Genomic DNA, 12,342 nt, shown 5'->3' with positions numbered 1-12,342 from the left:
CTCACCCCACTTCCGACCCCACCGCCACCTGATAACAGCCTCCGACCACCGAGCCGAGATGACCATCCGCTTCGCCATCTGGGACCACGTCACCGCAGTCGTCGGCACGGCCGCAACGGCCTGACCCAGGGCTGACACCCGAGCCGACCACACCCTGGCACGCCATCAGGCCCTCGCACACCCAACAACGTGACAACGCCTCGCGCAGCCACGTCTCAAGGGTGTTCCCGTTGCGGTCGGGGAGCACGTCGATCCGCTCGCCGGTCTCGGCGTCGATCAGGACGGTGGCGTACCGGTGTCGGCGCTTGAGGGCGAAGTCGTCCACGCCGAGGACCCGCGGGACCCGGAGCGGGGGCAGAGGCAGCCGCATGAGCATCCGCAGTGCGGTCGAGCGTGACACCGCGGCGGCCAGAGCGCCGGACAGACGAGCGCCCGCCCGGCCCGCTAACGACTCGGTCCGCGATTAAGCGGCCTGCGGGGCGATGGTCAACTGGTCTCCCTGTCAGGGTGTCAGAGGCCGCCAGTAGTGTCAGGGGGTGACGGACATGGGTGCTGCGCCGAGTGTTGACCCGCATACCACAGGAGACTGGCTGTGATTCTTGAGATCCGCACGTACCGGCTGAAGCCGGGCACCGGCGACGAGTTCGTTCGCGTGATGCGGGAGGAGTCTGTGCCGTTGCTGGAGAAGGCCGGTATCCGGGTTGTGGACTGCGGGGCTTCCCTGGTGGCAGAAGGTGGGCACGAGGAGGCGTACCTGATCCGCGCGTTCGCTTCGCTTGAGGAACACCGCGTTCAGGAGGAGACATTCTACGGCAGCGACGCATGGCGGCACGGTCCGCGCGAGGCCATCGTGTCCCGGATCGACGGCTGCCACTCGATCGTTCTCGACGCTTCGGAAGAGATCGCCCGGGCGTTCCAGCGCAGGTGACGCACGTGCGGGCCGACGGTGCTTTTGGTGTCGCGTTCGCGAGGCGGCCGTGACGTGACGGCGGCCGCACGGGTTCTTCGAGTGTGACCAAGAAGTGGGCCCGTGCGGCCTTGTCCCATCCTGCCTTCTGCGGCGTCGTCCGTACACATCTCGGCGATTTGATCGAGGAGTTGGCCGGCCCGTGGCTGGCCCGGTGCGAGTCCGCGCTGCGTGAGCGTCGTGGTACCGAGCGGCAGCGGCAGGCCGGTGCCGGGCCGAAGTACGACCTGGTCTTCACCGACCGGGTGCTGGTCACCCTGGTCCACCTGCGCACCGGGCTCCCGCACGCCGCGCTCGCCGAGCTGTACGGCACGGCCCGCTCCACGGTCTCGCGAGCCATCGGCGAGATCCGCCCACTGCTGGCGGCGCGCGGCTTCGCCGTCCCCGACCGCCCGGATGTCCGGTTGCGGACCCTGGCGGACGTGTTCGCCTACGCGGAGGCAGAGGGGATCCGGCTACGGATCGACGGGGCTGAGACCCAAGTCCGCCGCCCCAAGGCCAACCGGCCCGGACGGCGGGCCTTCGTCTCCGGCAAGAAGAAGCAGAACACCATCAAGACCACCACGATCAGCGATGGTCAGGGACGTCTGCTGTGGTCGGGCGCCGACCGGCCCGGCCGCATGCACGACCAGACCGCGATGCGCACCGAGGGCATCGCCGAGCAGTTCCGGCTCCACCCGAAGGTGGGTGCCGAGGTCGACGAGGGCTACCGGGGCCTGGCAAACGAGTTCCCCGACCAGGTCAGCGCCCCGCCGAAGAAGCCGAAGGATGAAGCGCCGCTCGGCGAGCAGTACGCATGGCGGGGGCACTGTCACGTTGTTGCGTGCGTGGGTGCTGACGGTGTGTCGGGGTGTGGTGGGGCCGGGTGCCGGGCCTGGGTTCAGACCGCGGCGGTTCGACTGGCAGCGCCGGTGACCTGGTCCCAGATGGTGAAGCGGACGGTCATTTCGAGGCGGTGTTCGGCGGCGGTGAGGAGGTGGCGGCGGGGTCGGAAGTGGGGTGAGATGCCGCTGAACGCGGACAGGAAGCGTTGTGCACCGCCGGCGGAGCGGAAGCCTTTCATCGCGCGTTCCCGCTGTCTCGTCGGCTGATGACTGTTCTCGGCCCGGTTGTTCAGGCCCTTGTGGGAACGGTGCTCGACGGAGGGCATGACCTCGCGGTGAGCCGCACCGTAGGAGCGGAGCTTGTCGGTGACGATCACCCTCGGCACTACGCGGGCCTTCTTCATCAGCCTGCGGAAGAAGCGCCTGGCCGCGGCCTTGTCCCGCCGGTTCTGGACGAGAATGTCCAGGACGTTGCCGTCCTGGTCGACGGCCCGCCACAGGTACTTCAGCTCGCCGTTGACCTTGATGAAGACTTCGTCCAGGTGCCACTTGTCGCCGGGCCGGAGCCGGCGGCGGCGCAACCCGTTCGCGTAGGCCTGGCCGAACTTGGCGCACCAGCGGCGCACTGTCTCGTAGGAGACGATGACGCCGCGCTGGAGCATCAGCTCCTCCACCTCACGGAAACTGAGCGGGAAGCGGAAGTACAGCCACACGCAGTGCGAGATCACCTCGACCGGATACCGGTGCCCCCTGTACGACGGCGACATGCTCCCCACGAACGACCCCTCCCACCATGATCAACCCGAAGATCATCCCACCCGGTCAGCCAACGTGACAGTGCCGTCGCGAGAGTTCTCGGCCAACGCGAAACTCCTCTCGTAGGAGCGTCGTTACGACGTGTCAGTCAGAGTGCCAGAGGGGTCTGACAATCGAGCCGCACTTGCGGCATCTCGTGGGCATGAGCGTGCGGGCCGGTGGGGAGTCGAGCCGTGGTTCGATGACGGGAGAGTCCGGCGGCTGTGATTTCTAGCCAGGCTTGCAGTGCCCGCGTCCGGGCGGGCTGTCAGTGCGAAGATGGCGACGGCGGTTGGCCCCACTAGCGCTGGGGCCGACCGCCGTACTCATTGCTGGCCGTTGTTAGCAACGGCTACGTCATTAGGCCAGGTGGTCGAAGACGCCGGCCTTTACGCCAGCCAGGAGCGCTGCGATCTCGGTGCGGGTGTACACGAGCGGGGTCTGCTCTGGCCGCTTGGAGTCGCGCATGGCGACCAGGTCGCCGATCACGCCGAACTCGACGCAGTTGTCGTTGCCTCCGCTGAACGGGCTCTTTTCCCAGGTGACGCCGGCGAAGTCCAGCTCGGCGGGGTTGGGCTTGTTGTTGCTCACTTACAGCTCCTTGATCATGCTCTTGATACGGCTGCGGGTCTCGGGTGGGCCGAGGGCCGTGGCCCGCAGGTGGTCGAAGACCTCGGTGTAGCGCCCCACATCCTCTGATCCCTCGAAGTACACCGAGTTGGTCAGATTCTCCACCCACACCACGTCCGGATTGGGCTCGGGGAAACCCATGAGCATGAATGAGCCGTACAGGCCGGGATGGAATCCGGCGTCGAACGGTAGGAGCTGCAGCGTGATGTTCGTGCGGGGCTCGAGATCCAGCAGGTGCTCGATCTGGCCCTTGAGGACGGCCGGCGCCCCGCTGATGCGCCGCAGGGCGGCCTCGTCGATGATGGCCCACAGCTTCGGGGCGTCCTCGCGGGCCAGAAGTGCCTGGCGTTCCATCCTGACATCGACCAGGGCGTCGACCTGCTTGGCGTCCAGGTCGACGCGCATCGCGGTGATGACCTGGCGGGCGTACTCGGGCGTCTGCAGCAGCCCTGGGATCAGCTGCGGCTCGTAGGAACGCAGCGTGGTCGCGCTCTGCTCCAGCTCGAGGTAGCCGCCGTACTGCGTGGTGTTGATGACCGCGGAGTACTTGCGCCACCACTTCTGCTTCTGTGCCTGATCTGCGCGGACCAGGTCCAGGATGTCCTCCCGGACCGCGGGGTCGGTGACGCCGTAGCAGTCGAGCATCGCCTTCACCAGGACTGGGGAGGTGCCGCGGTCGCCGTTCATGATGCGGCTGAGTGAACCCTGGTTGACCTCGATGACCTGTCCGACCTCGGCCAGCGTCTTGCCGGACTGATCGTGCAACTCCTTGAGCTGGGCTGATAGTTGGCGGCGGTAGACGGACTTGGGGGCGGGATTCCTCTTCCAGGCCATAGCGACAGTGTGACCCGCGCCAGGGGCTGAGGACAACCAATCCGGGGAATTTCAACTGGGCATGTTGCCCAATCGAGTTGCGCGGGGCATGCTGACGACACGGTAGCGAAGCGTAAGCAAGTCATCGCACTTCGTGGCATATGCCGCTGCCGTGCGCCGACTGCCGGGGGTTGCCCCTCCGGAAGGCCGACGTGCCGACCCGAATCTTGCGGAGCCCACCGGTGACCCGGAGCGGCGCCCGCTCAAGTCACTGGGGAGCACACGACATGCACGACGTACAGGTCCTGCCGGGACCGTCCGATCCACCACCGCCGTTCCCGCCGGAGCTGGCCGAGTGCGGGTTCTACCTGGCCATACGGTCGGACGGGTTCGTCCTGCACATGAGCGCCAGTGCCGAGCACTTGCGCGAGATGCGTGCACAGGTGTTCAAGGAGGTCTGCGGGGCCGGGATGGACGAAGAGGTCGCGGACGCGGCCCGGCTGGTGGCCAGCGAGCTGGTCGGGAACGCGGTACGGCTGTGCGGCCCGTTCACGCCGGTCGTGGTCCAGGTGGCCGCACAGCCCGACCAGGTCCTGGTGCAGGTCCACGACCCCGAGCCGGCCGCGATGCCCGACCGGCGCGATCTGCCGCCGGGCAACGACCAGTCCGAGTCCGGGCGGGGCCTGTGGATCCTGGACGTCCTGGCGCCCGGCTGGAGCGTGGAGCCGACCCCCCTCGGCAAGCAGATCCGCTGCCGCCTGCCTCATCCCAGGAGGAACTGTGCCTGAACCGGCCCCCGGGCATCTGCCGTTTCGGGTCGAGTTCGACCCCGCCAAGCGTGCGGTCGTGGTCTGGATGACCTTCGGCGACCCGCCCCGGCAGACCACACGGCGCAAGGAGATCGGCTCGCTGGAAGCCTTGGCCGCCGAGATGGCCATCCACCGCCACGAAGCCCTCCTGCAGACCCGTCTCGCCCAGACCCTCCAGGCGGCGGCAGTTCAGAAACTGGGCGCCGACCCGCAACGGCTGGAGGCCGCCGTCAAGGCGCTGTCCGACCCGACCAGCAACATCCCCGTCAGCCAGATCCTGCGCGGCACACCGACGCAGCCCCCCGCGGGCTGACCCCCGAACTGGCCTGCCCGGCCCGTGAGCCCCTCGGCCGGGCCGGGCAGGCCGCACCACCCTCCGCACGCGGCATGGTGCCGTGCGCGGGGGATGGCCAGGAACCACCCGTGGGGCGTAGGCGAACACCTACGATCCGCGCGGCGGAGCCAGGTCATCGGCACTACCGCAATGAGCAATACCCCTATGAGTAGGAGGACTTGCCATGAACACCTTCACCACGGACCGGCGTCCGCAGGCCGCAGGCGACGGGGCCCCTGTCGACCTCGATCTGAGCGTCACGGTCGTCACCGCCGGGCCCGTCGCGGCGGCACTGCTCAGCAGCACCGACGACGGCTGCGACACCCTCAAGGGCGGCGACTGCTGACCTGAGAGCACGAGGGGTCGGCTCCGGCAGGTGCGCCTGTCGGAGCCGGCCCCCGCACGTCATTTCCCTGCGATATCCGGCCATCCGGGAGGCACGAGGGTGAAGGCAGCCGAGCGCGCGCCGTACTACCGGCCCGTCGACGCGGCGATGCTGCGGGCGAGCGTCCACCGCGCAGACATGCTGCTGCCGCCCTGGCCCGGCGTGGACACCGCGGGCGGGCAGTGGTCGGGGTGGCTGGCACAGGTGTGGACGGACCGCATGGTGGCCGAGGCCGTCGCGCTCGCCAGCCCGGTGCTGGCCGAGCAGATCGAGGCGATGCTCACCGGACGGCCGACCGCCGTAGCGCCGGCCCGGCGCATGGCGATGGCGCTGGCCCGGTATCTGGTCCGCATGCGCGGCCGTGCCACCCCCTTCGGGACCTTCGCCGGCGTCAGCGCGGCGCACTTCGCGCCGCACCCGACACTGCGGTGGAGCGATCGTCATCGGACACGGGCCCGGGCCGATGCGGTGTGGGTTGCCGAGGTCACCGCCCGCCTCGAAGGATGCCCGGCCCTGCTGCGGCAGCTGCCGGTTGTGATGAACGATCTGGCCGTCGAGCGAGGTGACCGGCTGATCGTGCCCTGGCAGCCGCACACCGGTGCCCCTTCCCGCGGTCCGCAGGGCGAGGTGTCGGTGCGGCTGATCCCCGTCGTGCGGACGATCCGGCACACGGCCGTATCCCGGGTCCGGGTCAGTGACCTGATCGACAAGGTCGCCGCCGAACACCCCGGCGCCGCCCACCCGGCCCTGGAGGCGATGATCGGGGAACTGGTGGCGGTGGGCGTGCTGATCAGCAGCCTGCGTGCCCCCTCGACCGTCACGGACGCCCTCGCCCACCTCCTGGACCGGCTGCACGGGACGGACACCTCCCACCTGCCCGAGGTACAGCCCCTGGTCCACAATTTGCACACGATCCACGCTCAGTTACACAGGGTCGACGACGCAGGGTCCCAGGTCGGCGGATGGGGCCGACGTGAGGCCGCACGGAGGATGCGAGCGCTATGCGCTGCCGTCGAACAGCCCCTGACGGTTGACCTGCGGCTCGGGGGCACTCTGGTGCTGCCGCAGCAGGTGGCGACCGAGGCCGCGACGGCGGCCGAAGCCCTCATCCGGCTCAGCCCGGTCCCCAGTCCGAGCCGGTCGTGGCGCGAGTATCACGGCAGCTTCGTCGGCCGGTACGGGACCGGCACCCTGGTACCGGTCACGGACCTGGCCGATCCCGTCACAGGGCTCGGCTTCCCCCGCCACTTCAGCAAGCCGCACCCCGGGGCCCGGGAGGCATCACCGCGGGACGAGGTCCTGCTCGCCCTGGCCCAGCAGGCCGCCCTCGACGGCGCCGACGAAGTCGTCCTCGACCAGAGGGCCCTCGACACGCTCACTGCCGGGAACAAGGACGCGAGGCGGCCGGTGACGGCGGTGGACCTGTGGGCCGACGTCCGCGCCGCCTCGCAGACCGCCCTCGCCGCCGGCGCGTTCACCCTGGGCGTGGGCGGCTTCGGGCGGATCGCCGCCAACACCGGCCGGTTTCTCGACCTGCTGAAGGAATCCGACCGGCAGCGGATGACCGGCCTGTACGCCGCGCTACCGCCCGGCGTACACGGTGCGCTGGCCGCCCAACTGTCCTTCCCACCGCGACAGCCGCGCATCGAGAACGTTCTGCGCGTCCTCCCCGTACTGCCCGACGTGATCGCCCTGGCCGAGCACCGCGTGCCCGCCGACGGGCACGTTCCGGTGACGGATCTCGCCGTCACCGCCGACTCGACGCGGCTGTACGTCATCTCGCGCACCCGACGACGGGTGGTGGAGCCGATGCTGCCGCACGCCGGGGCACGGCACACCATGCCGCCTCTGGCCCGGCTGCTGTTCGAGATCCCGCGCTCCGTCCACCCTGCGGTCACCTCCTTCGACTGGGGCACGGCCGCTTGCCTGCCGTTTCTGCCCCGTGTGCGCTATGGCCGCAGCATCCTCGCCCCGGCCCAGTGGCGCCTTGATCCGGCCGACATCCCTGGCCCCCGCGCCACGATGTCCGCGTGGTCTTCGGTTCTGGAGGCGGTGCGCGAACAGCGGCGGCTGCCGGCCGGCATCGCGGTGGGCGCCGGTGACCGCCGCATGCGGCTGGACCTGGACGAGTCCATGGACCGCTCGGTACTACGGGCTCACCTGGAGACGGCAGGTGGCCCGGTCACCCTCGCCGAGGCGCCCACCGCCGCCGACCACGGCTGGCTCGACGGCCGGGCCCACGAGATCGTCATCCCGCTGGCCGCCACCGCGCCGCCCGAGCCCGCGCCGGTGTTCCTGACCGGCTCGGCACCGCTGCCGATCACCGGCCAGGACCACAGGGCCGGGGTGGTGTTCGTGAAGCTGTACGGGCACCCCGACGTGTTCGACACGATCCTCACCACCCATGTGCCCACCCTGCTTCAGCGGTGGCAGACACCGCCGCAGTGGTGGTTCGCACGCTACCGCCACCCCGCCCCTCACCTGCGGATCCGTCTCCACGCCCCGGACGGCGAGCGGGCCGCCGGACGAGTGGCGGCCTGGGCGGCCGAGCTGCGGCAGCACGGCCTGGCCGGGGAGATCACCTTTGACGCCTACCGCCCGGAGACCGGCCGGTACGGGACCGGGCCGGCCATGGAGGCTGCCGAGGAACTGTTCGCCGCTGACTCCGCGGCCGTCCTGGCCCAGCTGAGATGCCTGTCCGCCAGCCGGGAGATCCACCCACAGGCTCTGACCGCCGCCAGCTTGGTCGGCCTGGCCGGGGCCGTGACCGGCGGCCGGGCAGTGGGGATGCGCTGGCTGACCGGCCATGCGGATCTCGCGGCGGGTGCACCCGCGCAGGACCGCGACGTGCGCCGCCAGACACTCCGTCTCGCCGACAGCGAGGTGCTGGCGAGGCTGCCGGGCGGGGCGGCTGTCGCCGCGGCCTGGGCGGCCCGCGCCACAGCGGCCTCCCGCTACACCGCCCGCCTCACCCCCGAGACCAACCGCGTGACGCCGGAAGCGGTGCTCGGCTCGCTGCTGCACATGCACCACGTCCGCGCCCACGGGATCGACCCGCAGACCGAGGCGATGACGCACAAGCTGGCCCGCTCGGTCGCCCTGGCTGACGCCGCACGGACCGCCGACGACGAAGGGGGCGGCCGGTGACCGTGCTGGAGGAGAGCGGACTGCGCGAGGCAGCGGCGGCGGGGGCCGAGGAGTTGAGTGCCGCCCTGGCCCTGCCCCCGCCGGTCGAATACGGCGACGACTACAGCCCTTACAGCCCGCGCTGGCGTGACCAGTCACTGTCCAAGGGCGCCGCCGGAGTCGCCGTCCTGCACGGCCTGCGCGCCCAACGCGGTCTCGGTGGCGAGGAGGAGATGCGTGCGTGGCTGGCCCGCGCCACCCGCGACGATCTCAGCGCCGGCCCCGGTGCGGGTCTGTGGTTCGGCGCCCCCGCCGTTGCCTTCGCCCTCCATGTTGCCGCCCCCGGCCGGTCTCCGGGCGCCATCGCCAGCCTGGATGCGGCCGTCGCCGACCTCACCGAGACCCGGCTCAGGGCCGCCCACGCGCGACTGGACGCCCAGCGGCGCCCGGCGCTGTACGAGTTCGACCTGGTCCGTGGGCTGACCGGGCTGGGCGCCTACCTGCTGCACCGCGACCCCGGCGGTGACCTCGTACGCCGGGTCCTCACCTATCTGGTCCGGCTCACCAGGCCGGTTCCGGCCGATGACCCGGCGGGGCCGGACGCACCGGGCTGGTGGACAGGCGACGTCCCCACCGGGTCGGACGATCCCGCCTTCGCGGCCGGGCAAACCGATTTCGGCATGGCCCACGGCATTGCCGGGCCCCTGGCCTTCATGGCGATCTCGATGCGGGCCGGCGTGAGCGTCGACGGACAACACGAGGCCATCGAGACCATCTGCCGATGGCTGGACGCATGGCGGCAGCAAGCCCCAGCGGGCCCGTGGTGGCCCGAACGGATCACGCTCGACGAACTCCGCGACGGCCGGCCGCACCTGGACCGGCCGGCGCGGCCCTCCTGGTGCTACGGCACCCCCGGCCAGGCCCGCGCTCAGCAACTCGCCGCCCTCGCTACAGGCGATACCGTCCGCCAAAAGGCGGCCGAGGAAGCCCTGGCTCGCTGCCTGGACGACCCCGTCCAGCTCGCCCGCATCGTCGACCCCGCCCTCTGCCACGGCTGGGCCGGACTCCTCGCCACGGCCTGGCATGCCGCCGCCGACGCGTCCACCCCCGACCTCGCCGACCGCCTCCCGGCACTGCTGGGCACCCTCCTCGACCACGCCCGCGACACCCCGCCCGGAGCACTGCCCGGCCTGATCGAAGGCACCGCAGGCATCGCCCTGACCCTGCACAGCATCGCCACCGGCACGACCGGCGGCTGGCAAACCTGCCTCCTCCTTGGCTGAACACCACCGACAGCGAACGGAAGCGTGATGACAAGCGAAGCGGACACCGCCAAGTGGCGTCAGGTGAACCTGTGGTGCGACACCTGGCAGGCCTCCGAACAGATGGCCACGACCCATCTCGGGCCCCTGCTGACCGAGGCCGAAGAGACCGGAGACATCGCCTCCTGGTGGTTCATCCGAAAGCGCGAATCATGGCGGCTGCGCGTCCTGCCCGCAGACGGCCGTGACGAAGCCACCACCGCCTTCCTCGCGCGGCTCACCAGGACGCTCACCGACCGCGCCGCGATCCGCGCGTACGCCGATGACGTCCAATACGAGCCGGAGACCCGCCGCTTCGGCGGAGCCCAGGCGATGGCCATCGCGCACAGTCTCTTCTGCACAGACAGCCGCAACATCCTTTGCCACCTCGCCCGCCCGGCCGAAGGCGGTGACCACCGTCGCGAGCTCGGGATGCGGCTGGCCACCCGCATGATGCTCGCCGCCGGGCAGGACTTCTACGAGCAGGGCGACATCTGGGCCGCCCTCGCCGAACACCGCAGCCCCGACGGCAGCCCGGAGCCCTCGGCGGCGACCCTCGCCGCGGTGCAGACCCTCCTCACCGCCGAAGCCGACGCTCCCGGCAGTCCGCTGACTCTCACGCCCGCCTGGCCCGCCGGCTTCGAGGACACCGGACGCGCCCTCGCCGACCTGGCCCACCACGGGCACCTCACCCGCGGGCTGCGGGCCGTCCTCACCGACCATCTGCTCTTCGCCTTCAACCGGCTCGGCCTCTCCGCCCCGCACCAGGCGGTCATGGCCACCGCCGCCAGCCGGGTCATCTTCCACCGCGAACCCATACCCGACGCGGTCCCGCACAACGACAGAACCGGCCCCACCCAGCCCACTACAGTCAGGCGAGTGAACATGGACACCACCGACAAAACGACCGTCGATCCGCGAGCACTGCGCGAGACCCTCATCGCCAAGATCGACAGCCTCGGCGTCTTCCGCACCACGGCGGTCAAGGACGCCTTCCGCACCGTGCCCCGGCACCTCTTCCTGCCTGGGGTGGATCTGTCGGCGGCGTACGCGCCCAAGCCGGTGGTGACCAAGCGCGCCGACAACGGCACCGCCGTCTCCTCCGCGTCCAGCCCCACCATCGTGGCCACCATGCTCGAACAGCTCGAAGCCGCCCCCGGGCAGCGTGTTTTGGAAATCGGAGCGGCCACCGGCATCAACGCCGCCCTCCTGTCCGAACTGGTCCGCCCGGCCGGTGAGGTCGTGACCATCGAGCTCGACGACGACCTGGCCGACGGCGCTCGCGCCCACCTGGCCGACGCCGGATACGACCAGGTCACGGTGGTCTGCGGCGACGGCGCGCTCGGCGACCCGAACGGCACGACGTTCGACAGGATCATCGTCACAGCCGGCGCCTGGGACATCTCCGACGCCTGGTGGCAGCAGCTCGCCGTCGGCGGGCGCATCGTCGTCCCGCTGCGGCTGCACGGCAGCGGCCTGACCCGCTCGCTCGTCTTCGACCGCACCGACGACGACCGGATGCTCAGCACTAACGCGGCGGTGTGCGGGTTCGTGCCCATGCGCGGTGCCTCGGAGATGGGCGAGCGACACGTCCGTCTCGCTGATGACGTCATCCTCAAACTCGACGCCGACGACCTGCCCGACGAGGCTGCGCTCGCCACGGCTCTCACCCACCCCGCGCACCAGCAATGGACCGGAATCCAGGTCCGTCACGACGAACCCGCAGCCCACCTCGACCTCTGGCTCGCCACGATCAACAGCGGCCTCAGTTTCGGCCGGCTGTCCGTCGGATCCGCCGCCCGCGCACTCGGCCTGGCCGACCCCGCGCTGCGGTGGGCCGGTGCGGGCCTGTACGACGGCGGCACGATTGCATACCTCGCCGTACGGCCGGTCAGCGACGACGCGGACGAACTGGGCATCATCACGCACGGCCCGGACAGCAGCAAGCTCACCGGCCAGGTCAACGACCTCCTGCACCGCTGGAGCCAGACGCGGCCCGCTCAGCCCGTCATCACCGCCTACCCCGCCGCAACCCCCCACGACCGGCTCGCGCCCGGAGCCTGTGTCACCCGGCCCGACACCCAGCTGACCATCAGCTGGTGATCAAACACTAGACAGGAGTCTGCCCGGCACCAGGTGGCCCGCCCGTCTCAGCGGCGCCGACCAGGACCTCTCCGCCCGCAGCTTTCTCCTGACACACAGAGGGGGCCCCGGCGTACGCCCGGGCCCCCTGCCGCTGTACTGGGTGAGTCGGGTCAAGACTCAAGGCCGGGAAGTTAAGGCTGGTCGGGGCACTGTCCAAGCGCGTGCGGATGTGCGCTGATCTGGGATTACATGCGGAACGGGACCGCTGGTAGA

General features: G+C 70.6%; 10 protein-coding genes and 3 pseudogenes. 9 read left to right on the top strand and 4 right to left on the bottom strand.

The window, feature by feature from the left end; genetic code table 11:
* Positions 1 to 124 (top strand): annotated as a pseudogene (locus tag ACWD6R_RS37650) (IS6 family transposase); the annotation flags it as partial.
* Between the two features lie 75 nt (positions 125 to 199).
* On the opposite strand, the pseudogene ACWD6R_RS37645 reads toward ACWD6R_RS37650, so the two are convergent.
* Positions 200 to 454 (bottom strand): annotated as a pseudogene (locus tag ACWD6R_RS37645) (transposase); the annotation flags it as partial.
* Between the two features lie 138 nt (positions 455 to 592).
* Between ACWD6R_RS37645 and ACWD6R_RS37640 the strand changes: the two are divergent.
* The gene (locus ACWD6R_RS37640) at positions 593 to 928 is read left to right on the top strand and encodes an NIPSNAP family protein (RefSeq protein WP_451822862.1); all 336 of its coding nucleotides are present in this window, start codon (positions 593 to 595) and stop codon (positions 926 to 928) included.
* 83 nt (positions 929 to 1,011) lie between these two features.
* Positions 1,012 to 1,716 (top strand): annotated as a pseudogene (locus ACWD6R_RS37635) (transposase family protein); the annotation flags it as partial.
* A gap of 131 nt (positions 1,717 to 1,847) precedes the next feature.
* Here ACWD6R_RS37635 and ACWD6R_RS37630 read toward each other — a convergent pair.
* The 3 genes from ACWD6R_RS37630 to ACWD6R_RS37620 all read right to left on the bottom strand — a co-directional run bounded on the left by ACWD6R_RS37630 (position 1,848) and on the right by ACWD6R_RS37620 (position 4,050).
* Positions 1,848 to 2,558 carry an IS6 family transposase gene (locus ACWD6R_RS37630; protein WP_451822863.1) on the bottom strand — a complete coding sequence of 237 codons (711 nt, stop codon included), beginning with the start codon at positions 2,556 to 2,558 and terminating at the stop codon, positions 1,848 to 1,850.
* Positions 2,559 to 2,946: 388 nt separating this feature from the next.
* Positions 2,947 to 3,177 (bottom strand): DUF397 domain-containing protein, encoded by a 231-nt coding sequence (locus ACWD6R_RS37625; protein WP_451822861.1) that lies wholly within the window; start codon positions 3,175 to 3,177, stop codon positions 2,947 to 2,949.
* On the bottom strand, positions 3,178 to 4,050 hold the full coding sequence (locus tag ACWD6R_RS37620; protein WP_451822860.1) for a helix-turn-helix domain-containing protein: 873 nt from the start codon (positions 4,048 to 4,050) through the stop codon (positions 3,178 to 3,180). It lies immediately after the preceding gene.
* 266 nt (positions 4,051 to 4,316) lie between these two features.
* Between ACWD6R_RS37620 and ACWD6R_RS37615 the strand changes: the two genes are divergently transcribed.
* From ACWD6R_RS37615 to fxlM, 6 genes are all read left to right on the top strand, one after another.
* The gene (locus tag ACWD6R_RS37615) at positions 4,317 to 4,817 is read left to right on the top strand and encodes an ATP-binding protein (RefSeq protein ID WP_451822859.1); all 501 of its coding nucleotides are present in this window, start codon (positions 4,317 to 4,319) and stop codon (positions 4,815 to 4,817) included.
* Positions 4,810 to 5,151 (top strand): hypothetical protein, encoded by a 342-nt coding sequence (locus tag ACWD6R_RS37610; RefSeq protein WP_451822858.1) that lies wholly within the window; start codon positions 4,810 to 4,812, stop codon positions 5,149 to 5,151. Before ACWD6R_RS37615 ends, ACWD6R_RS37610 begins: the two co-directional genes overlap by 8 nt.
* A gap of 205 nt (positions 5,152 to 5,356) precedes the next feature.
* Entirely contained in the window at positions 5,357 to 5,518 is a 162-nt protein-coding gene (locus tag ACWD6R_RS37605) for a hypothetical protein (RefSeq protein ID WP_434593617.1), read from the top strand.
* Between the two features lie 99 nt (positions 5,519 to 5,617).
* On the top strand, positions 5,618 to 8,704 hold the full coding sequence (locus ACWD6R_RS37600; RefSeq protein WP_451822857.1) for a lantibiotic dehydratase: 3,087 nt from the start codon (positions 5,618 to 5,620) through the stop codon (positions 8,702 to 8,704).
* Positions 8,701 to 9,966 (top strand): lanthionine synthetase C family protein, encoded by a 1,266-nt coding sequence (locus ACWD6R_RS37595; protein WP_451822856.1) that lies wholly within the window; start codon positions 8,701 to 8,703, stop codon positions 9,964 to 9,966. The genes ACWD6R_RS37600 and ACWD6R_RS37595 overlap by 4 nt, the downstream gene beginning before the upstream one ends.
* 27 nt (positions 9,967 to 9,993) lie before the next feature.
* Positions 9,994 to 12,087, top strand: coding sequence for a methyltransferase, FxLD system (fxlM, locus tag ACWD6R_RS37590; protein WP_451822855.1), 2,094 nt, complete (start codon positions 9,994 to 9,996; stop codon positions 12,085 to 12,087).
* Positions 12,088 to 12,342: the final 255 nt, after the last annotated feature.

The organism is Streptomyces sp. NPDC005151 (assembly GCF_053599875.1).
The sequence above is the reverse complement of the archived record's forward strand: the minus strand, read 5'-3'. Positions and strand labels throughout refer to the sequence as shown.